The organism is Pseudomonas sp. NFACC16-2, assembly GCF_900119205.1.
Classification (GTDB): domain Bacteria; phylum Pseudomonadota; class Gammaproteobacteria; order Pseudomonadales; family Pseudomonadaceae; genus Aquipseudomonas; species Aquipseudomonas fluorescens_Q.
Genome location: NZ_FPIX01000052.1, coordinates 18429 through 38604, shown reverse-complemented (window position 1 = coordinate 38604; position 20176 = coordinate 18429). Strand labels below are relative to the sequence as shown.

Annotated in this window: 19 protein-coding genes; 14 read left to right on the top strand and 5 right to left on the bottom strand. The window is 61.6% G+C overall.

All coding sequences use genetic code 11. From position 1 onward, the window contains the following. The 5 genes from BT116_RS27045 to BT116_RS27020 all read left to right on the top strand — a co-directional run. A partial coding sequence (locus BT116_RS27045; RefSeq protein WP_139209466.1) for a transposase occupies positions 1-304 on the top strand: 304 nt, incomplete at its 5' end. A 551-nt stretch (positions 305-855) separates the two neighbouring features. Then, complete coding sequence (locus BT116_RS27035; protein WP_072348577.1) at positions 856-2871, top strand: ribonucleoside triphosphate reductase; 2016 nt, start codon at positions 856-858, stop codon at positions 2869-2871. 31 nt (positions 2872-2902) lie between these two features. Continuing rightward, entirely contained in the window at positions 2903-3064 is a 162-nt protein-coding gene (gene nrdD / locus BT116_RS27030; protein WP_003202433.1) for an anaerobic ribonucleoside-triphosphate reductase, read from the top strand. Further along, entirely contained in the window at positions 3061-3756 is a 696-nt protein-coding gene (locus BT116_RS27025; protein WP_072348575.1) for an anaerobic ribonucleoside-triphosphate reductase activating protein, read from the top strand. The genes nrdD and BT116_RS27025 overlap by 4 nt, the downstream gene beginning before the upstream one ends. A gap of 110 nt (positions 3757-3866) precedes the next feature. Further along, on the top strand, positions 3867-5486 hold the full coding sequence (locus BT116_RS27020) for a methyl-accepting chemotaxis protein (RefSeq protein WP_072348573.1): 1620 nt from the start codon (positions 3867-3869) through the stop codon (positions 5484-5486). Between the two features lie 459 nt (positions 5487-5945). Here the strand turns inward: BT116_RS27020 and mhpT are convergent, their stop codons facing one another. Then, positions 5946-7169 (bottom strand): 3-(3-hydroxy-phenyl)propionate transporter MhpT, encoded by a 1224-nt coding sequence (mhpT, locus tag BT116_RS27010; protein WP_072348571.1) that lies wholly within the window; start codon positions 7167-7169, stop codon positions 5946-5948. Positions 7170-7481: 312 nt separating this feature from the next. On the opposite strand from mhpT, the gene BT116_RS27005 reads away from it, so the two are divergent. Next, entirely contained in the window at positions 7482-8789 is a 1308-nt protein-coding gene (locus BT116_RS27005) for an OprD family porin (protein ID WP_072348569.1), read from the top strand. A 198-nt stretch (positions 8790-8987) separates the two neighbouring features. Here the strand turns inward: BT116_RS27005 and BT116_RS27000 are convergent, their stop codons facing one another. Then, on the bottom strand, positions 8988-9485 hold the full coding sequence (locus BT116_RS27000; RefSeq protein WP_072348567.1) for a MarR family winged helix-turn-helix transcriptional regulator: 498 nt from the start codon (positions 9483-9485) through the stop codon (positions 8988-8990). A gap of 213 nt (positions 9486-9698) precedes the next feature. On the opposite strand from BT116_RS27000, the gene BT116_RS26995 reads away from it, so the two are divergent. The 3 genes from BT116_RS26995 to BT116_RS26985 all read left to right on the top strand — a co-directional run bounded on the left by BT116_RS26995 (position 9699) and on the right by BT116_RS26985 (position 14105). Continuing rightward, the gene (locus tag BT116_RS26995; RefSeq protein WP_063320869.1) at positions 9699-10529 is read left to right on the top strand and encodes a p-hydroxycinnamoyl CoA hydratase/lyase; all 831 of its coding nucleotides are present in this window, start codon (positions 9699-9701) and stop codon (positions 10527-10529) included. 108 nt (positions 10530-10637) lie between these two features. Next, on the top strand, positions 10638-12086 hold the full coding sequence (locus BT116_RS26990; RefSeq protein WP_072348565.1) for an aldehyde dehydrogenase: 1449 nt from the start codon (positions 10638-10640) through the stop codon (positions 12084-12086). Between the two features lie 141 nt (positions 12087-12227). After that, complete coding sequence (locus tag BT116_RS26985; RefSeq protein ID WP_063325054.1) at positions 12228-14105, top strand: feruloyl-CoA synthase; 1878 nt, start codon at positions 12228-12230, stop codon at positions 14103-14105. Between the two features lie 159 nt (positions 14106-14264). Here the strand turns inward: BT116_RS26985 and BT116_RS26980 are convergent, their stop codons facing one another. Further along, positions 14265-14582 (bottom strand): ElaB/YgaM/YqjD family protein, encoded by a 318-nt coding sequence (locus tag BT116_RS26980; protein ID WP_063320871.1) that lies wholly within the window; start codon positions 14580-14582, stop codon positions 14265-14267. A 160-nt stretch (positions 14583-14742) separates the two neighbouring features. Between BT116_RS26980 and BT116_RS26975 the strand changes: the two genes are divergently transcribed. Beyond that, positions 14743-14997 (top strand): hypothetical protein, encoded by a 255-nt coding sequence (locus BT116_RS26975; protein ID WP_003181187.1) that lies wholly within the window; start codon positions 14743-14745, stop codon positions 14995-14997. Between the two features lie 3 nt (positions 14998-15000). Here the strand turns inward: BT116_RS26975 and BT116_RS26970 are convergent, their stop codons facing one another. Continuing rightward, positions 15001-15909, bottom strand: a complete 909-nt coding sequence (locus BT116_RS26970) for a LysR substrate-binding domain-containing protein (protein WP_072348563.1) — start codon at positions 15907-15909, stop codon at positions 15001-15003. Positions 15910-15995: 86 nt separating this feature from the next. Here BT116_RS26970 and BT116_RS26965 point away from each other — a divergent pair, with 86 nt between their 5' ends. After that, positions 15996-16919: a carbon-nitrogen hydrolase family protein gene (locus BT116_RS26965; RefSeq protein ID WP_072348561.1), complete on the top strand. Its 924-nt coding sequence runs from the start codon at positions 15996-15998 to the stop codon at positions 16917-16919. 1 nt (position 16920) lies between these two features. Here the strand turns inward: BT116_RS26965 and BT116_RS26960 are convergent, their stop codons facing one another. Beyond that, the gene (locus BT116_RS26960) at positions 16921-17391 is read right to left on the bottom strand and encodes an LEA/WHy family protein (RefSeq protein ID WP_072348559.1); all 471 of its coding nucleotides are present in this window, start codon (positions 17389-17391) and stop codon (positions 16921-16923) included. 325 nt (positions 17392-17716) lie between these two features. Here BT116_RS26960 and BT116_RS26955 point away from each other — a divergent pair, with 325 nt between their 5' ends. The 3 genes from BT116_RS26955 to zapE all read left to right on the top strand — a co-directional run bounded on the left by BT116_RS26955 (position 17717) and on the right by zapE (position 20148). Further along, entirely contained in the window at positions 17717-18433 is a 717-nt protein-coding gene (locus BT116_RS26955) for a helix-turn-helix transcriptional regulator (RefSeq protein WP_072348558.1), read from the top strand. Positions 18434-18484: 51 nt separating this feature from the next. Further along, a complete protein-coding gene (locus tag BT116_RS26950) occupies positions 18485-18826 on the top strand; it encodes a nuclear transport factor 2 family protein (RefSeq protein WP_072348557.1) in 342 nt (113 codons plus the stop codon). Positions 18827-19026: 200 nt separating this feature from the next. After that, entirely contained in the window at positions 19027-20148 is a 1122-nt protein-coding gene (zapE, locus tag BT116_RS26945) for a cell division protein ZapE (protein ID WP_072348555.1), read from the top strand. Positions 20149-20176: the final 28 nt, after the last annotated feature.

The following is a 20176-nucleotide window of genomic DNA, read 5'->3' as shown; positions in this document are numbered from 1 at the left end:
TGAGCGATACCCTTTAATCAGCCAGTCGTGGCGCAAAAACTGGGCGAGAGTCATCCCTCTGTTCGATTATCCACCGGAGATCCGGAGGGTGATTTACACCACCAACGCCATCGAGTCGATCAACATGAGTCTGCGCAAGGTCACCAAAAGCAGGGCCTCATTCCCGACCGATGATGCGGTAATGAAGCTCTTTTATCTGGCGCTGAATAACATCAGCAAGAAGTGGACGATGCCAATCAGGGACTGGGCGGGGGCTCTAAACAGGTTCAGCATCCAGTTCGAAGACAGGCTTTTGCAGGATTAACAGCAACCCCGTTTACACAAAATTCAGTACACCCCCGCCCTTACGGCGTGTCACTTTTGGCAAACGCCCCAAAAGTAACCAAAAGGTCTTGCCCCACCACTCGGCACCTCGCCTAGGCTCGGTGTGCCCTCACTCCGGCATTGCTCCGTGGGCCGCCGCGAAGGGCCATCCATGGCCCAGCGCGGCTACCTCGGCATCCATGCCGAGGTGCCCACTACGCAATGCCTGCGTTCGGCCAGCGTGGTTAACGGGGCCCCCAGATCAAAAGCCAGCGCGAGGCGGCCTGCCAGCCGGCCTGGCTCTCACTGTCGTGCTCCGATCCAACTGTGGGAGCGGGCTTGCTCGCGAAGGCGGCCTGCCAGCCGACCTGGTTCTCACGGTCGTGCTCCGATCCCATTGTACGAGGCGCGTTGCCCTCCCTTCCAAGCGGGTGGCGCGTTGCCCTAGATTCTTGATATCGATCAATTGCAACTCGATCGTTTGGCCGTACTCTCCACTGCATATTGTGTTTGTACGAATCAAAAAGCCTATATGTAGTGTCTGGAGCCAAAATGCAGAGCACGTTGATCTCAGTAGGGTGTAACCGCTTGCACAAGCGCGATGGCAGTGTGGTCGCCTTTGATGCGGACAAGATCCGCCAGGCGCTGATCGCCGCTGGCAAGGCCACTGGCGAATACGCCGAAGCCGAGGCCGAGGCGTTGCTGGAGGCGGTGTTGGCGCGGTTGGAAGGGCAGACGCGGTTGAACGTCGAGCAGATCCAGGACCGTGTCGAGCGGGTGTTGATGGACGCCGGGTTCTTCCTTTCCATGCGCGCCTACATCGTCTATCGCGAGCAACACGGACGCCTGCGTCGGGATCGCCGTACGCTGGTGGAAGTCGCCACCTCGATGAACGAATACCTGGACCGCGAAGATTGGCGCGTGCAGGCCAATGCCAACCAGGGCTATTCCCTCGGTGGGCTGATCCTCAACGTATCGGGCAAGGTCACTGCCAACTATTGGCTCGACGAAGTCTACAGCCAGGCCATCGGCCAGGCGCACCGCGAGGCTGACCTGCATATCCACGACCTGGACATGCTCGCCGGCTATTGTGCCGGCTGGTCCTTGCGCACCCTCTTGCACGAAGGCCTCAATGGCGTGCCAGGGCGGGTCGAGGCCGGGCCGCCCAAGCACCTGAGCAGTGCCCTGGGACAGATGGTGAATTTCCTCGGCACCCTGCAGAACGAATGGGCCGGCGCCCAGGCGTTCAGCTCGTTCGACACGTACCTGGCACCTTATGTGCGCAAGGACCAGCTCAGCTACGACGAGGTCCGGCAGTCGTTGCAGGAGTTCATCTACAACCTCAACGTACCGTCGCGCTGGGGCACGCAAACTCCGTTCACCAACCTGACGTTCGACTGGGTCTGCCCACAGGACTTGCGTGAACAGATCCCAATCATCGGTGGCGAAGAGATGCCGTTCGCCTACGGTGACCTGCAAGCGGAAATGGAACTGATCAACCGCGCCTACATCGAGGTGATGCAGGCCGGCGATGCGAAAGGGCGGGTGTTCACCTTCCCGATCCCGACCTACAACATCACCCACGACTTCCCGTGGGACAGCGAGAACGCCGACCGGCTGTTCGAAATGACCGCCCGTTACGGTTTGCCGTATTTCCAGAATTTCCTCAACTCGGACATGCAACCCAATCAGGTGCGGTCGATGTGCTGCCGCTTGCAGCTGGACGTGCGCGAGTTGCTCAAGCGCGGCGGTGGCCTGTTCGGTTCGGCGGAGCAGACCGGGTCCCTGGGCGTGGTGACGATCAACTGCGCGCGCCTGGGTTATCTGTACAAAGGCGACACCAGCGGGTTACTGCAACGCATCGATACCCTGATGGAGCTGGCGATGGAGAGCCTGGAGGTCAAGCGCAAGGTCATCCAGCATCACATGGATGCCGGTTTGTATCCTTACACCAAGCGCTACCTGGGCACCTTGCGCAATCACTTCTCCACCATCGGCGTGAATGGCCTGCACGAAATGCTGCGCAATTTCACCGATGACCAACAAGGCCTGCACACCGAGCAGGGCCGGGCATTCGCCCTGAAACTGTTGGATCACGTGCGGGCCACGCTGCTGCGATTCCAGGAAGAGACCGGCCACCTCTACAACCTCGAAGCCACGCCCGCCGAGGGCACCACCTACCGCTTCGCCAAGGAAGACCTCAAGCGCTATCCGGATATCTTGCAGGCCGGCAGCCCGATCGCACCGTACTACACCAACTCGTCGCAACTGCCGGTGGGCTTCACCGAGGATCCGTTCGAAGCCCTGGAGCTGCAAGACGAACTGCAATGCAAATACACCGGCGGTACCGTGTTGCACCTGTACATGGCAGAGCAGATTTCCTCCACACAGGCTTGCAAGCAACTGGTGCGCAAGGCCCTGGGCCGTTTCCGCCTGCCGTACCTGACCATCACGCCGACCTTTTCCATCTGTCCGGTGCACGGTTACTTGGCCGGCGAACATGAGTTTTGCCCGAAATGTGACGAGGCCTTGCTGCTGCAACAGCAGTTGGCAGGCAGCGTTCACTGATCCGATCCATCGACCGCAAGGAGCTTCACCCATGAATGCATCGCAAAGCCTTCCACAAGCACAGCGTCAACGTTGCGAAGTCTGGACCCGAGTGATGGGTTATCACCGCCCGGTGGCGGCCTTCAATCCAGGTAAGCAGTCCGAGCATCGCGAGCGGGTGCACTTCACCGAACGTGCGGCTGGGCGTCCATGAGTCGAGTGCTACGGGTCGGGGGCATGGTGCCCCTGACCACCCTCGATTATCCGGGCCAACTGGCGTGCGTACTGTTTTGCCAGGGCTGTGCCTGGCGTTGTCGTTATTGCCATAACCCGCAACTGATCTCGCCGCGCGGTAGCGAGGAGGTGGATTGGTGCCGGGTGTTGGCGTTCCTGCAGCGTCGTCAGGATCTGCTCGACGCCGTGGTGTTCAGTGGCGGTGAGCCTACCTTGCAGGACGGACTGGCGCCGGCCATGGAGGAAGTGCGGCAGATGGGCTTTCGCATCGGCCTGCACAGCGCCGGCATCAAGCCGGCGGCCTTCGCCAAAGTGGTCGGGCTTGCCGACTGGGTCGGTTTCGACGTCAAGGCCTTGCCCGAAGATGCCCTGGACGTGACCCGTGTCGAAGGCAGCGGCGCCGCCAACTGGCGCAGCCTCGACCACCTGCTGTCCAGTGGCGTGGACTATGAATGTCGCACAACGGTGCACTGGCATCTGTTCGACCCCGAGCGGTTGCTGAACCTGGCCCGACGCTTGAGCGAACGCGGCGTCACGCGGTTCGCGGTGCAACTGGTGCGCACTGCGCGGATGCTCGATCCCCACCTTTCCAGCGTTTCGGCACACGCCTTGCAGCCTGAGTTGTGGGCCGCCATGCGCGAGTTGTTCCCCTCGTTCGTCTTACGCAGTTGAGCGAGCGCCGGGATGAACGACCGACAGCGGCCCGAGATGACCGGGCCACACTTTTTTAGGTTTTCAAATGCGCTGCCAACCGGCAGGTAGTTGAACAGGGAGCATTTGATATGACCAGACTCACCACCGCCCAACGCATCGTGATCGGCTTTGCCATCGCGCCACTGGCCTTGATTGCCTTGGCGCTTTACGCCTTGAGCGACCTGGCGATGCTGCGCGACCAGGCCGAGCAGATCGTCAGGCAGGATTGGCCGAAGATCGACCCGATCATGGTGATCGCCACGGGCGTGCGCGATAACGCCAGGAATACCCGGGATTTGTTGATCGACAAGAACAATGCGCAAGTCCAGCAATCCATCGACGCCACCCGACAACGGATTACCCAGGCCTTCGCCACGCTGGAGCCGCTGTTCGATCAGCCTGAAGGCAAGGCCGCGTATGCCGAGTTGAAGAAACGTCGCGAGGCCTACGTGGCGGCGTTCGTCCAGGTGCAGGCGTTGATCCGCCAGGGCGCGACGGACGAGGCGATGACGCAGCTCAAGCAGGGCGTGATTCCGGCGGAGCTTGAGGTGTACAAAAGCCTCGAAGGGATGATGGCGATGCAGGGCAAGGTCTTTGTCGAACGTGAGCACTTGGCCCAGGCACGTTACAACGATGCGCGGCGCAACATGCTGGCGTTGGTGCTGGCTTGCCTGGCCCTGGTGACGACCGTGGCGGTCCTGGTGACCCGCAGCGTGACCCGTCCCCTGGGAGGTGAACCCAATGACGCGGCGCGGGTGCTTAACCTCATCGCCCAGGGCGACCTGACGATCCGCGTCCCCGTGGGTGTCGGTGCCAATGACAGCGTGATGAGCAACATGCACGACATGCAGCAGAGTCTCAACAGCATGGTCCGGCACATTGCGGCCTCGGTGGATCGGGTGGCCAGTTCCTCCGAAGAACTGAGCGCGGTGAGCAGCCAGACCAGCAGTACCTTGCAGTTGCAGGGACATGAAATCGAACAGGCTGCCGCGGCCGTGAACCAGATGACCGCCGCGGTGGACGAAGTGGCGCGCAATGCGGTGAGCACCAGCGAAGCCTCGCGGGTGTCCGAGCAAACGGCCCAGCGTGGTCGTGAACAGGTCCAGGAAACGGTGGCTTCCATTACCGCGCTGGCCGAAGGTGTGACGGACAGTTCCGGCCGAATCCAGCAATTGGCCGGGCGGGTACAGGACATCAGTTCGGTGCTGGATGTGATCCGCAGCATTGCCGAGCAGACCAATCTCCTGGCACTGAACGCCGCCATCGAAGCCGCCCGCGCCGGTGATGCCGGACGTGGTTTTGCGGTGGTGGCCGATGAAGTCCGGGCGTTGGCTCATCGGACCCAGGATTCGACTCGGGAAATCGAGGGCATGATCGGTAATATCCGCCTGGACAGCGGGCATGCGGTGAGCTCCATGCAGAACAACAGCGAACTGGTGCAAGCCACGCTGCTAGTGGCCCAGCGCTCCGGCGAGGCCCTGGATGAAATCGCCCATTCGATCTCGCAGATCAACGAGCGCAACCTGATGATCGCCAGCGCCACGGAACAGCAGGCGCTGGTGGCGCGAGAGGTGGATCGTAACCTGGTGGACATTCGCAACCTGTCCGAACAGGTCATGCTGGGCGCGCGGCACACCGATACGGCGGGCCAGGACCTGGCGCAGATGGCCGGGTCACTGCATGAGACGGTGGCGCGGTTCAAGGTCTAGGCCGATCAATGTCAGGGCCTCACTCCCACAATCCCTTGTGGGAGTGAGCTTGCTCGCGATAGCGGTGGGTCTGTTTGTGGTGATGTTGGCTGTGCCGATGTCATCGCGAGCAAGCTCGCTCCCACAGGGGAAACGCGGTCCTACCAAGAGCCAGGTCGGCTGTCAGGCCGCCTCGCGGTGGACGTTGATCTCGGCGCCCCGTTAACCACGATGGCCGAACGCAGGCATTGCGCAGTGGGCAACCCGGCATGGATGCCGGGTTAGCCGCGCTGGGCCATGGATGGCCCTTCGCTGCGGCCCACGGAGCAATGCCGGAGTGAGGGCACACCGAGCCTAGGCGAGGTGCCGAGTGGTGGGGCAAAGCGTTTTTGCTTACTTTTGGCGCTCTTCCAAAAGTGAGCCGCCGTAAGGGCGGAACCCTAAGCCGCCGTTACCTAAATAACGGATATACACACCTAGTCAGGAGTTCCCAGCGACCGGTTCAGAAGCACCCAATCGCGGCCCGGTCGAATAACGAATCACACTAAGAACCGCCAGCGTCGCAACCACCAACCCAGGAGACGTCGCCAGCAATACGGCCGTGGTCCCACCCCCTGCCGCCAGGATCTGTCCGGCAGCCAGCGGCCCGGCCACCGACCCCAGGCGTCCGATGGCCACCGCTGCACCAACCCCCGTCGCACGTACGGAGGTAGGGTAGGAGGGCGGTGCCAAGGCATAGAGGACCAATTGCGCAGCCATGACAAACAACCCAGCGGCGAACCCGGCGATGGCCATCGGCACGATACCGACCGAAAACCCGACCCCGGCCAGGGCGCTCAGCAGTCCGGCATAGACGAACAGCACCACCTTGATGCCATTGCAACGGTCCAGCAACAGGCCTCCGAGCAACGAACCCAGCGCTCCGCCGATGTTGAACAGCATTTGCACCAGGCCGGCCTGGGGTTTGCTGAAGCCCTGTTCCAGCAGCAACGACGGCAGCCAGTTGAGCAACATGTACATCACCGTCAGGGTGAAGAAATAACTTAGCCACAGCGCCAAGGTGGTACGGCCGCGACCTTCACCAAACAGCGCCTGGGTGGTGGAGCCGCGCGCTGTGCCGCCATCCAGCGCCTGGCGAAAGGCGCTGGATTCGGGGAGCCACAAGAGCATCAGCGGGACCACCAACAGGGGCGCCAACCCGCCGATGAAAAACGTCATCTGCCAGTGTTCGCCAAACAACATGGCGACCACTGCCGCCAACGCACCACCCAACGGAACGCCGGCATACATCACGCTGATGGCCGTGCCCCGGCGTTGCTCGCCCACGGCTTCGGCGCACAGGGCGATGAGGTTGGGCAGGGCGGCGCCCAAGCCCAGGCCGGTCATGAAGCGCACCAGCAAGAGGCTGGAGAAGTGTTCGACATAAGCGGTGCTGAGGGAAAACACGCCGAACAGCAAGACAGCGGCGATGAGAATTTTCTTGCGACCGATGCGATCAGCGATCCAGCCGCCAAAGAACGCACCTGGCAACAGCCCGACGATTCCGGCGCTGAATACCCAACCCATCATTTTCGGGTTGAGGGCAAACGTCTGTCGCAGCCCTGCGGCTGCGGTACCGGCTGACTGAAGGTCGAAACCCTCGATCAACGCGACGATGAAACACAAGGCGATAGTCAGCGTCACGCGATGCGCCGGACGGTTCATGGCAAATCCTCTTATTGTTTTTGTGAGGGACACCGGCTCGGAGGATAACCGGCAGGCGTATTTAAGATTAACAAAGCTAACTAAAAAATGAAGGATGCCAAGGAGGAGTCATAAACGGGCCAGATCATTATGAAAATCATGGGCTTGGTACGAATATTCAAGTCAGTTGGTAAATTAGTTAATGATATTAATGTTCGATTATCGGTCAGTATTGATTGACGAAGGGCCCTCGCGGTTTCCATTCTTGGTTCCCACGGCCCCTATCACCAAGGCAGGGCCGATCAAAACAACAACAATAAGTGGATATCGAACATGCCAAACCTTGCCCGGGACGCCTCGATGGCGCGCCCTGTTTTCTCGCTCGCCAGTCTGCTGGCCTGCCTCGGGCTGAGCCTGGGTTCTCCTGCCTTGCGGGCGGAGGGCTTCATCGACGACAGCCACGGCACCCTGACCCTGCGCAATTACTACATGGACCGCGACTACAAGGACGACGGCGCCAAGACCGCGGCCAGGGAGTGGGCTCAAGGTGTGTTCATGAACGTCGAGTCGGGGTTTACCCCAGGGACGGTTGGGTTCGGTCTCGATGTGAGGGGATTGCTGGGCATCAAGCTCGACTCGTCGCCTGACCGAAGTGGTACCGAACTGTTGCCGGTATCGAGCAGCGACAAGCGCGCGGCGGATGAGTATTCGCGCCTGGGCGTGACCGGCAAGCTGCGTTTCGCGCAAACCACGGTGAAGACCGGCGATGTGTCGATCTTCCTGCCGTTTGCCTTTGCCAGCCCATCGCGGCTGCTGCCGCAGACTTTTCGCGGGACGACCCTCAGTTCCAAGGACATCGACGGCTTGACGTTGAACACCGGTTATATCGATCGCATCGCCCGGCGCGATTCCACCGACTACCAACCGATGAGCATCGCCTCGCCCAACCGTCGTTTCAACGGTGCGGCGACTTCTTCCCATATGGCTTATGGGGGCGGCGACTACCAGGTCAACAAAGACCTCAGCCTGCGGGCTTACCACGCCGAAGTGGCGGATTTGTATCAGCAGAACACCCTGGCGTTATTGCATAACCTGTCCTTGGGCGATGGCGTCCTGACCACTGACCTGCGCAGTTTTTTCAGCGACGAAGACGGCGCGGCCAAGGCAGGCAAAGTGGATAACCGCAACGTTTCGGCGCTGGTCGGCTATCGCCTGGGCGGCCATCGCGTGAGCCTGGGCTACATGCATTCCAGTGGTGATACGGCCACGCCTTATGTGTCCGGCACCGAGCTGATGGGCTTGAGCGAAATGACCATGAGCTCGGATTTCCTCAATGCCAAGGAACGTACCTGGCAGGCGATCCATGACTACGACTTCGCCGCCGTGGGCGTGCCGGGCCTGCGCAGTCGACTGCGTTATGTGCGAGGTGATCACATCGAGCTGGCGGCCCTCAATGCCGAGGATCGCAAGGAGCGCGAGTTCCAGATGGAGCTGGGGTACGTGATCCAGGGCGGCCCGCTGAAAAACGTCGGGCTGCTGGCACGCAAATCGATCTATCGCAACAACTTCCCGGGTACGGCGGCGTTTCGCGACGAGAACCAGACCCGGTTCCTGGTGACGTACAGCGTGCCGATCTGGTGATGCATTGCTGGGCGAAGGGAGCTCTGTTCGGAGCGGGGACATAATGGCTCTTGTGGCGAGGGGATTTATCCCCGTTGGACTGCGCAGCAGTCCCCCAAACGGCTACCTCGGTATTTCATATTGATCGAGGTGTCTGGAGTAGGGCTGCTATGCAGCCCAGCGGGGATAAATCCCCTCACCACAGGGGGAGCGTTGGCCTTACTGTTGGTAAACCTTCTTCAACAACCGCAGCAACTCTTCACGCTCAGCCCCTGAAAGGGTCGCCGTGGAATCAAGGTCACTCTGGACGGCGATTTGCTTGAGTTCCTTGAGCAACGTTTCCCCGGTCTTGCTCAGGAAAATCCCGTAGGAGCGTTTATCCGGCTTGCACCGCACGCGCACGGCCAGGGCCCGGCTTTCCAACTTGTTCAGCAGCGGCACCACTTGCGGTGGCTCGATCGTCAGGGCCTTGGCCAGGTCAGCCTGCATCAGGCCGGGATTCTGGTCGATGATTGCCAGGGCCGAGAACTGGGCAGGGCGCAGATCGTGGACCGCGAGCCGGCCAATCAGGTTCTGGAACAGTTTCAACTGGGCGCGGCGCAGGGCGTAACCGATCAGGTCATCCAGCGCGGAGTCCAGCGGCGCTTGCGCGTCGGTACCGGCGGCCAGGGGCTCGGCGGGTTCGGCGGGTTCGGCAAGCTTGGAAGACTTGGCCATCGAAGTGAACTTCCTCAAGGTAAGTGGTTAACAAGGCTATCCAGTTTGCCGGGGTTGCGGCGCCCTGGCTATGGGCTTGCACAGATTCGAGATTTGTAACCTTCGATCCAGGCCCGAGAAAAGACAGATAAACAGATTAATAGTTAATTGACATAACTAAATTTCCGGTTTAGTTTTTGATCATCTTCAGCCAAGAACAAGAGAGCACGCATCATGAGCAATTACGAAGGTCGCTGGAAAACGGTCAAGGTCGATATCGAGGAAGGCATCGCCTGGGTCACCCTCAATCGCCCGGAAAAACGCAACGCGATGAGCCCGACCCTCAACCGCGAGATGATCGACGTGCTCGAGACCTTGGAGCAGGATCCGGCCGCTGGCGTATTGGTGCTGACCGGGGCCGGTGACGCCTGGACCGCTGGCATGGACCTCAAGGAATATTTCCGCGAAGTGGATGCCGGGCCGGAAATCCTCCAGGAAAAAATCCGTCGCGAAGCGTCGCAATGGCAGTGGAAGCTGCTGCGCATGTACGCCAAGCCAACCATTGCCATGGTCAACGGCTGGTGCTTTGGTGGCGGTTTCAGTCCGCTGGTGGCGTGTGACCTGGCGATCTGCGCCGACGAAGCGACCTTCGGTCTCTCGGAAATCAACTGGGGCATCCCGCCGGGCAACCTCGTCAGCAAGGCCATGGCCGATACCGTGGGCCATCGCCAATCGCTGTACTACATCATGACCGGCAAGACCTTCGGCGGGCAAAAAGCCGCCGAAATGGGCCTGGTCAACGAAAGCGTGCCCCTGGCGCAACTGCGTGAAGTCACCGTGGCGCTGGCGCGCAACCTGCTGGAGAAAAACCCGGTGGTGCTGCGGGCCGCCAAGCATGGTTTCAAGCGCTGCCGCGAACTGACCTGGGAGCAGAACGAGGATTACCTGTACGCCAAGCTCGATCAGTCGCGCCTGCTCGACACCGAAGGTGGCCGCGAGCAGGGCATGAAGCAGTTCCTGGACGACAAGAGCATCAAGCCTGGCTTGCAAACCTATAAGCGCTGAGTCGACCGGCGAATGGCGGGCCGCATCCCGCTGTTCGCTGCGCCGCCCTGGCGCTACTGTTACACCGCTGCGATGTATTCCCGATAAAGACAATAAAGAGGAATCACCATGCTGGACGTGCCCCTGTTGATTGGCGGCCAGTCGTGCCCTGCCCGTGACGGCCGGACCTTCGAACGCTGCAACCCGGTGACGGGTGAGGTGGTGTCCCGCGTGGCCGCCGCCACTCTGGAAGATGCCGACGCCGCGGTAGCTGCTGCCCAAGCGGCGTTTCCCGCCTGGGCCGCATTGGCGCCTAACGAACGCCGGACGCGGCTGTTGCGTGCGGCCGAGCAGTTGCAGGCCCGCAGCAGTGAATTCGTCGCTGCTGCCGGCGAGACCGGTGCCATGGCCAATTGGTACGGTTTCAACGTGCACCTGGCGGCGAACATGCTGCGCGAAGCCGCTTCCATGACCACCCAGATCAATGGCGAAATCATTCCTTCGGACGTGCCTGGCAGTTTCGCCATGGCCCTGCGTCAGCCTTGCGGCGTGGTGCTGGGCATCGCCCCTTGGAACGCTCCGGTGATTCTCGCCACCCGCGCCATCGCCATGCCCCTGGCTTGCGGTAACACCGTGGTGCTCAAGGCTTCTGAAATAAGCCCGGCAGTGCACCGGCTGATCGGCCAGGTGTTGCAGGACGCAGGGCTGGGTGACGGCGTGGTCAACGTAATCTGTAACGCACCGGCGGATGCGCCGGCCATTGTCGAGCGATTGATTGCCAACCCGGCGGTGCGCCGGGTCAATTTCACCGGTTCGACCCATGTCGGACGCATCGTCGGCGAACTGTCGGCGCGCCACCTCAAGCCGGCCTTGCTGGAACTGGGTGGCAAGGCGCCGCTGCTGGTGCTGGACGACGCCGACCTGGACGCCGCGGTGCAAGCGGCGGCCTTCGGCGCTTACTTCAACCAGGGCCAGATCTGCATGTCCACCGAGCGGCTGATCGTCGATGCCCGTGTGGCGGATGAGTTCATTGCCCGCTTGGCCGCCAAGCTCGCCACCCTGCGCGCTGGTGATCCGGCGGCAGGCGATTCGGTGCTGGGCTCGTTGGTTGACGTCAGTGCCGGCCAGCGCATCAAGGGGCTGATCGACGATGCCCTGGCCAAAGGCGCAACGCTGGTCACGGGAGGGCAGTTGGAAGGCAGCATCCTGCAGCCGACGTTGCTCGATGGCATCACCCCTCAGATGCGCCTGTACCGCGAAGAGTCCTTCGGGCCGGTGGCCGTGTTGTTGCGCGGTGACGGCGATGAAGAGCTGCTGCGCCTGGCCAACGATTCCGAGTTCGGCCTGTCGGCAGCCATTTTCAGCCGCGATACCACCCGTGCGCTGGCCTTGGCCCAGCGGGTGGAGTCGGGGATTTGCCACATCAACGGGCCGACCGTACACGACGAGGCGCAGATGCCCTTCGGTGGGGTCAAGTCCAGCGGTTACGGCAGCTTTGGCGGCAAGGCGTCCATCGAGCATTTCACCCAGCTGCGTTGGGTGACTTTGCAGAACGGTCCCCGGCATTACCCGATCTGAAACCCGTCGCATCGCGGGCGGTCGAGCCTTGAACGCCGTCGCCCCGATGCAGGCCAGAATAATAATGACAAGGCCGCAGCCTGGTGCTGCCACGCTCCGCTCGCATCGCGACCCGAGTGTGCCTTGGTGGAGGAAATGTACGTGAGTTCCGAGTCCAGATCGTCCTCCCGACCCGAGGCCGGGCGGTATCGCCAGGTATCGATTGGTCATCCTGCCGTGGAAGTCCGGGAAGAGCGTGGCATCTTGCACATGCGCTCCCTGGAGCCCCTGGCCCCGCTGCCGGCGCGGTTGCTCGAGCGCCTGGTGCACTGGGCCAAGGTGCGCCCGGAGCAGACGTTTATCGCCGCCCGTGAAGCCGGCGGTGACTGGCGTCGAGTCAGTTATGCCCAAATGCTCGACAGTGTCCGAGCCATCGCCCAAAGCCTGCTCGGTTACGGTTTATCGGCGGAAAAACCCTTGGCGCTGCTCTCTGGCAACGACATCGAGCACCTGCAAATGGCCCTCGGCGCGATGTACGCCGGTATTCCCTATTGCCCGGTTTCGCCGGCCTATTCATTGCTGTCCCAGGATTTCGCCAAGCTGCGTCATGTCTGCGATCTGTTGCAGCCGGGGCTGGTGTTCGTCAGTGAAGCCGCACCGTTCGAGCGCGCGATCACTGCCGTATTGCCGGCGGACGTGCCCTTGATCACCGTGCGTGGCGAGATAGCCGGCCGATCGAGGACAAGCTTCGCCAGCCTGCTGGTCCAACCCGGCGGCGCCGAGGCCGAGCAGGCGTTCGCTGCCACCGGCCCGGACAGCATCGCCAAGTTCCTGTTTACCTCAGGCTCCACCAAGCTGCCCAAGGCGGTGATCACCACCCAGCGTATGCTTTGCGCCAATCAGCAGATGCTGCTGCAGACTTTTCCGGTGTTCGGCGAGGCGCCGCCGGTGCTGGTGGACTGGTTGCCGTGGAACCACACGTTCGGTGGCAGCCACAACGTCGGCATCGTGTTGTACAACGGCGGCACGTTCTACCTGGACGACGGCAAACCCACCGCCCAGGGCTTCGCCGAAACCCTGCGCAACCTCAAGGAAATCTCGCCTACCGCCTACCTGACCGTGCCCAAGGGCTGGGAGGAACTGGTCAACGCCCTGGAGCAGGACGATGAGTTGCGCGAGCGATTCTTCAAACGCATCAGCTTGTTCTTCTTTGCGGCGGCGGGCTTGTCCCAAAGCACCTGGGACCGGCTCGACAAGGTCGCCGAACAGCATTGCGGCGAACGTATCCGCATGATGGCCGGTCTGGGCATGACCGAGGCGGCGCCGTCCTGCACCTTCACCACCGGGCCGTTGTCCATGGCGGGCTACATCGGCCTTCCAGCGCCTGGCTGCGAGGTGCGCCTGGTGCCGGTGGACGGCAAGTTCGAAGGGCGTTTTCGCGGGCCGCACATCATGCCCGGCTACTGGCGCTCGCCGCAGCAAACTGCCGAGGTATTCGACGAGGATGGTTTCTACTGTTCGGGGGATGCGATCAAGCTGGCCGACGCCAGCAATCCGCAACTGGGGCTGATGTTCGATGGGCGGATCGCCGAGGATTTCAAATTGTCTTCCGGTGTGTTCGTCAGTGTCGGGCCGTTGCGCAATCGGGCGGTGCTGGAGGGCACGCCCTACGTCCAGGACCTGGTGATTACCGCACCGGATCGCGAGTGCCTGGGGGCGCTGGTGTTCCCACGGCTTGCTGAATGCCGGCGCTTGTCAGGCCTGGGCGGGGACGCCAGTGACGCCCAGGTTCTTGCCAGCCCGACGGTGCGCCAATGGTTCGCCGACTGGCTGCGACGCCTGAACCGTGAAGCCAGCGGCAACGCCAGTCGCGTGGAGTGGATCGCCTTGCTCGATGAACCGGCGTCCATCGACCGCGGTGAAATCACTGACAAGGGCTCGATCAACCAACGGGCGGTGTTGCAGTGGCGGGCGGGGAAGGTGGAGGCGTTGTATCGCGGGGAGGATGCGTCGATTTTGCGGGCGGGACCTGTGGCTTAAAGCGAGACCTTGTGGATGTGGATGAATGGCAGACTCATCCACAAACTCCTGTGGGAGCGCTCGCGATAGTGGTGGCTTAGCAGCAGAGAGGTTGCCTGACACACCGTCATCGCGAGCAAGCTGGCTCGTCCATGAGGTTCGGGGGCTGGTTTGTGATGGTTAACGCCGTCCTAGCAACAAACCCACCACCAGCCCGAAACCGGCGGAAATCGCCACGGTCTGCCAGGGGTGGCCGCCAATATAGACTTCAGTGGCGTCGACCATGGGGCGGGTGCGCTCCCGTGCGCTGGCAACCGAATCAAGCGCTTGTTGCAGTTTCTGGGAGATCTGGCCGCGCAGGTTTTCAGCATCTTCGCCTACCAGCGAGGCACTGCTTTTGAGCAGCTTCTCCGATTCTTCGATCAATGCCTTCAGTTCGCTGAAGGCTTGATCCTTGATTTGCTCTCCATTCGCTTGCACGGTGCTTTTACGGGCCATTGAAGTACTCCTTGCTGATGATGGCATTGATCAATGGAGTGCTGCGCTTGTGCAAAAGTTGCAACGTTTGGCCTTGTCGGCGCAGCCCATCACAAATCGTGGTTAAGACGTTTCCCTGCAAGGTGTAAGATGGCGCCTATTTACGCAACAGGTAATTCCCATGAGCTTCAATCTGGCTGACAAGCCCCTGGCCGAGCGCGCCGCGCTGGAAGACGAAAAATCCCGACTTTTTGAACTGTGGCAAAACAACCTGGGCAAAGCCAAGGGCGATGCTGCCCGCTTGTTCGGCGAGCGCTCCAAACGCAAGGGCAAGTGGGCCGAGTGGGTGCGTGCCGAACTGGACGGCATGTCGCCGCCGGAGTACGCCAACATGGTACGCAGTGAAGTCAATCGACTGATGGCTGCCAACAAGTAAGCCTTAGGTGAATGTTGCCGTAATGGCCTCGCGAACCTTGAGCATTGTCGGCTCCATTTGCGTGTGGGTCCGCCAGCCCAGTTCGATGGGGTAGCGGGGCAAGGCCAGGGGGCAGGGCAGCAAGGCCAGGCCGCTGAGGTCGGCGATGGCCCGGGCGGCATGGGCCGGAATCGTCGCCACGGCCTGGCTGCCCTTGAGCAGGAACGGCAACGCGGCAAAGTGGGTGGTCGAGGCGCAGACTCGCCGGCTCAGGCCAAGCCCGGCCAGCCCTTCGTCGGTGATACCGATGAAACCACCTGAAGACACCAGCAGATGTTCACGGACCACGAACGCCTCCAGGCTGAGGGATTGTTGGCCCTGCGCCAGGCTCGCCGGGTCCAGGAGGCAGGCGTAATCGCCTTCGCCCAACACCTGGCGGCTGAGCAACCGCTGGGCGAAACCGCCCGCCGTGATCGCCAGGTCAAGGTCGCGCTCCATCAGGGCCCGGCCAACGATCTGGCTGTGGGTCTGGCGGAAAATCAAGCGCAGGCCCGGCGCTCGGTCGGCCACCTCTTCGATCAAGCGTCGCCCATGGGCAATCTCGAAATCGTCCGACAGGCCGACGATGACCGAGCGACCTTCGTAATGGCTGGCATCCGGGTCGACCATCGCCAGGCTCTGGCGGCATTTATCCAGTGCTTCGCTGATCACCGGCTTGAGCTGGTTGGCCCGCAGCGTCGGCGCCAGGCCCCGGCCGGTGCGCACGAATAATTGATCGTCATACAAACCGCGAAGCCTGCGCAGCGCTGCGCTGATGGCCGACTGGGTCACGCCCAGGCGTACGGCGGCGCGGCTGGCGCTGGATTCGTCATGCAGGGCTTCAAAGGTCTTGAGCAGATTGAGGTCGATGTCGACGATATTCATAAGACTCATATCATTTAGCAGTATTCGGGGCTTTATTCATGATCGGCCGCTGCTTGAGAATCGGCAACACCTGATGATCGAGGAGTTGAAAAACCATGCCAAAATCCATTGTGGCTGCCCTGCAGATCGGCTCGTTGCCTGGCGGCAAGGGCGAGACCCTGGCACAGATCCTTTCCTACGAAGAAGCCATTCGCGAGGCTGGCGCGCGCCTGGTGGTGATGCCTGAAGCGCTGCTGGGTGGCTATCCCAAGGGCGAAGCGTTCGGGACTCGACTGGGTTACCGGTTGCCGGAGGGGCGCGAGGCGTTTGCCCGCTATTTTGCCAATGCCATTGACGTGCCCGGCGTTGAAACCGAAGCGCTGGCCGGGCTATCGGCGCGTACGGGGGCGAGCCTGGTGCTGGGCGTCATCGAGCGTGTCGGCAGCACCTTGTATTGCACCGCGCTGTATTTCGAACCTGATGTGGGCCTGGTGGCCCGGCACCGCAAGTTGATGCCCACCGGCACCGAGCGGCTGATCTGGGGCAAGGGTGACGGCTCGACCTTGCCGGTGATCGACAGCCAGGTCGGTCGGGTCGGCGCGGCGGTGTGTTGGGAAAACATGATGCCGCTGCTGCGCACCGCGATGTACGCCAAAGGGGTGGAAGTCTGGTGTGCGCCGACGGTGGATGAGCGGGAGATGTGGCAGGTGACCATGCGCCATATCGCCCACGAAGGCCGCTGTTTTGTGGTCAGTGCCTGTCAGGTCCAGGCCTCGCCGCAGGCCCTGGGTATCGAGGTTGCGCACTGGCCGGCCGAGCGACCGCTGATTGCCGGAGGCAGCGTGATTGTCGGCCCCATGGGCGACGTACTCGCGGGGCCGCTGAAGGACACGGCAGGGCTACTGATTGCCGAAATCGACACCGATGAGCTGGTGCGGGCGCGTTACGACTATGACGTGGTGGGCCATTACGCCAGGCCAGATGTGTTCGAGTTGGTGGTGGACGAGCGCGCCAAGCCCGGGGTGCGTTTCACGGCGTGATTCACCAGTTGGCGGCGGAGCCCGGCAGGTCGAGGGTTCCGCGGTCAACGAAGCGCAGGGTGCCGAATACGCCGCCGGCGAGCTTGCCCTTGAGCACATAGGGCAGGTTGTCCAGGCGTTGGGTCTGGCTCAGGCCCAAGGTCTGGCGCAACACCGAAAACGCCGAAATGCTCACCGGGACACTGAGGATCGCCTCGGAAAAGCGCGGGATCGAACCGCTCTGGTCACTGACCCCCGTTGCCAGCGTACGGTCGTTGACCTCCAGGTCCAGCGCCACGCCGTTGTAGTCGATCGCGGTTTCGTTGGGGTTCTGCACGCGCAGTTTCACGGCGAAACGCACCTCCAGGCCCTGGTTGGGCAAGGGTTCGATGCCGACCACGTTGATGTTCAGCGGGTCACGGTGCGGGAAGAGGGCGCAGGCACTCAGGCTGAGCAGTATCAGGAAAACGGAAAAACCGAGGATTCTGCGCATGGATTGACTCTCAACGAATGAAAAAACGGAAGCGATTGAGCACGATACTCCACAGGTGCCCCATGGCAACCAACGAACCTTGTGGCGAGGGGATTTATCCCCGCTGGACTGCGAAGCAGTCCCAAAAACCTGAATCCCAAAACAGTCGGATTGGGTTAAATCATCTCTTCCAGGGGCCGCTTCGCGCCCCAGCGGGGATAAATCCCCTCGCCACAATGTCCGGTTCCGCTAGGTTGCCGGGCGAGCGTCGGCGTATGGCTCCTGACAGTTTCTGACACCAGCCTCTGCTAATCTTCGTCAACTTTTTTCTTCCGGATAGTCCATCGTGTCGCGTACCTCTCGGTTGCTCACTTTGCTGCAAGTCTTGCGGGGCAAGCGTTGCCCGGTCACCGCTGCGACATTGGCGGGAGAACTGAACGTTTCCGAGCGCACCTTGTACCGCGATATCGCCGAACTCACCGCCCTTGGTGCGCCGATCCAGGGCGAAGCGGGCATCGGTTATGTCTTGCGCAGCGGCCTGTTCCTGCCGCCACTGATGTTCACCGCCGATGAAATCGAGGCCATTGTGCTGGGCTTGCGCTACGTCGATCAGCGCGCCGACGAGGTGTTGGGCAAGGCAGCCGCCGACGCCCTGGCGAAGGTCGCTGCAGTGCTGGCCCCCGATGTGCGAGACGCTTTGCGCAACCCCACGGTGCTGCCCGGCCCACCGGGTTATGGCTATCCGCAGAACACGGTGGAACTGAATGTGTACCGCCAGGCCATTCGCGCCCAGGCCAAGCTGCACATCGATTACGCCGACGTCAACAAGACCCCGAGCCAACGCTTGATCTGGCCGCTGGCCCTGGGCTTTTTCAATGAGGCGCGGGTGGTGGTGGCCTGGTGCGAATTGCGCGGTGCCTATCGGACTTTTCGCACTGACCGGATTGCCTCTGCCACCGAGCAGGGCGAGCGCTATCCGGGCCGCCGCAGCGACTTGCTGCGCGACTGGTTCGCGCTGATGAAGCTGGACGAAAGCGGACGGTTCACTCCTGACAAAAACTGACACAACGCTGTTCTAGCATGGTGCCAGATCGATAAAACAAGGAGCCGTACCATGTCCAATCCCGTCTCTTCCCTGGCCCCGGCCATCGCCGGCTACATTGCGGCTGCCAATGCCCGTGACAGCTCGGCGGTGACGCGATTCTTCGCCGAGGATGCCAACGTATTCGATGAAGGCCAGCACCGTGTTGGCACCCAGGCCATCGCTCAATGGATGGAAGACACTGCCCGGCGCTTCCAGCCGCGTGTGGAAGTCCTCAATGTGCAGCAACGCACTGGCAAGGTGTTGGTGCAGAACCTGATCTCCGGGACATTCCCCGGCAGCCCGCTGGAGTTGCGCTACACCTTCCGGCTCGATGAGCAGGGCAAGATCAGCCGGTTGGATATCTCGATTTAGCAGTCTGCACCCTGTTATGTAAACACTATTGTGGCGAGGGGATTTATCCCCGCTGGACTGCGAAGCAGGCTCATATGGTTTGAGGCCTGGCGTCTGCTTCGCAGCCGAGCGGGGATAAATCCCCTCGCCACAGCCTGCACAGTTCTTCTGAGCGTTTCGCATGGCATACTCCCCACCTTCGTATTCCGGACCCGGGCCGTATGACTTTCGACTCCCCCTTGAGTGCCTGGCAGCATGCCATCGAACACCACGGCTTCGTCCAGGACGAGGCCCAGGAACTGGCCATCATGACACTGGAGCAATGCCACAAGGCGTTGCACGAAGGTCGCAAGGCGATCAAGGGCGTTTATCTCTGGGGCCCGGTGGGACGTGGCAAGACCTGGCTGATGGACCGCTTTTATGAAAGCCTCAAGGTGCCGGCCCGTCGACAGCACTTCCACCATTTCATGGCGTGGGTGCATCAGCGTTCGTTCCAGCTCACCGGAACGCCGGATCCTTTGCAGGCCCTGGCTCGGGAGTTGAGCGCCGAAGTACGGGTACTGTGTTTCGACGAACTGTTCGTCAACGACATCGGCGATGCAATTATCCTCGGACGCCTGTTCCAGGTGATGTTCGAGTTGGGGATGGTCATGGTCAGTACCTCCAACCTGCCGCCGGAGGAGCTCTATGCCAACGGCCACAACCGTGAGCGTTTCCTGCCGACGATCACCGCGATCAATCGATATATGCAGGTCGTGCCGGTGAACGGCTGGCAAGACCATCGTCAGCACCCAGGCCAATTACAGCAGCGTTATTGGCTGCGCGATTCCGGGCAACCTGATCCGCTGGGTGACGTCTTCAACCAGTTGACCTGCGGGCAAGCGTCGAGCAGTACGCCGATCGAGGTCGGTCATCGCCTGCTTGAACCGGTCCAGGCCAGCGACAGCGTGCTCTGGAGCCGTTACTCCGACCTGTGCGAGCAACCGTTCTCGGCGCTGGATTTCATGGCGCTGTGCGACCGTTTCAGCGTCATCCTGCTCAGTGACGTGCCGTGCCTGAGCGCCGAGCAGCGCGAAGGGCGCATTGCCCGTGGCACCGAAGACGGCGTCGAAAGGGTCGAGGCCGGTGATCGCGAATTGCCGCAGTTGTCGATCCATGACGATGGCGTACGGCGCTTCATCGCCCTGGTCGACGAATGTTATGACCGCAAGGTGCCGTTGTGCCTTTCGGCCCAGGTGCCGATGGATGAGTTGTATACCGAGGGCTATCTGCAATTCCCGTTTCGCCGTACCCTCAGCCGCCTCCAGGAAATGCAAATGCAACGTTTTGGTCAGCAAGCCTGACCTGTATCCCGCCGACGGCTTCGAGCCA

What these genes read in the sequence shown, in the direction of transcription:
- BT116_RS27035 (WP_072348577.1), top strand. Translation starts at nt 856, where the DNA reads ATGCAGAGCACGTTGATCTCAGTAGGGTGTAACCGCTTGCACAAGCGC.
- nrdD (WP_003202433.1), top strand. Translation starts at nt 2,903, where the DNA reads ATGAATGCATCGCAAAGCCTTCCACAAGCACAGCGTCAACGTTGCGAA.
- BT116_RS27025 (WP_072348575.1), top strand. Translation starts at nt 3,061, where the DNA reads ATGAGTCGAGTGCTACGGGTCGGGGGCATGGTGCCCCTGACCACCCTC.
- BT116_RS27020 (WP_072348573.1), top strand. Translation starts at nt 3,867, where the DNA reads ATGACCAGACTCACCACCGCCCAACGCATCGTGATCGGCTTTGCCATC.
- mhpT (WP_072348571.1), bottom strand. Translation starts at nt 7,169, where the DNA reads ATGAACCGTCCGGCGCATCGCGTGACGCTGACTATCGCCTTGTGTTTC.
- BT116_RS27005 (WP_072348569.1), top strand. Translation starts at nt 7,482, where the DNA reads ATGCCAAACCTTGCCCGGGACGCCTCGATGGCGCGCCCTGTTTTCTCG.
- BT116_RS27000 (WP_072348567.1), bottom strand. Translation starts at nt 9,485, where the DNA reads ATGGCCAAGTCTTCCAAGCTTGCCGAACCCGCCGAACCCGCCGAGCCC.
- BT116_RS26995 (WP_063320869.1), top strand. Translation starts at nt 9,699, where the DNA reads ATGAGCAATTACGAAGGTCGCTGGAAAACGGTCAAGGTCGATATCGAG.
- BT116_RS26990 (WP_072348565.1), top strand. Translation starts at nt 10,638, where the DNA reads ATGCTGGACGTGCCCCTGTTGATTGGCGGCCAGTCGTGCCCTGCCCGT.
- BT116_RS26980 (WP_063320871.1), bottom strand. Translation starts at nt 14,582, where the DNA reads ATGGCCCGTAAAAGCACCGTGCAAGCGAATGGAGAGCAAATCAAGGAT.
- BT116_RS26975 (WP_003181187.1), top strand. Translation starts at nt 14,743, where the DNA reads ATGAGCTTCAATCTGGCTGACAAGCCCCTGGCCGAGCGCGCCGCGCTG.
- BT116_RS26970 (WP_072348563.1), bottom strand. Translation starts at nt 15,909, where the DNA reads ATGAGTCTTATGAATATCGTCGACATCGACCTCAATCTGCTCAAGACC.
- BT116_RS26965 (WP_072348561.1), top strand. Translation starts at nt 15,996, where the DNA reads ATGCCAAAATCCATTGTGGCTGCCCTGCAGATCGGCTCGTTGCCTGGC.
- BT116_RS26960 (WP_072348559.1), bottom strand. Translation starts at nt 17,391, where the DNA reads ATGCGCAGAATCCTCGGTTTTTCCGTTTTCCTGATACTGCTCAGCCTG.
- BT116_RS26950 (WP_072348557.1), top strand. Translation starts at nt 18,485, where the DNA reads ATGTCCAATCCCGTCTCTTCCCTGGCCCCGGCCATCGCCGGCTACATT.
- zapE (WP_072348555.1), top strand. Translation starts at nt 19,027, where the DNA reads ATGACTTTCGACTCCCCCTTGAGTGCCTGGCAGCATGCCATCGAACAC.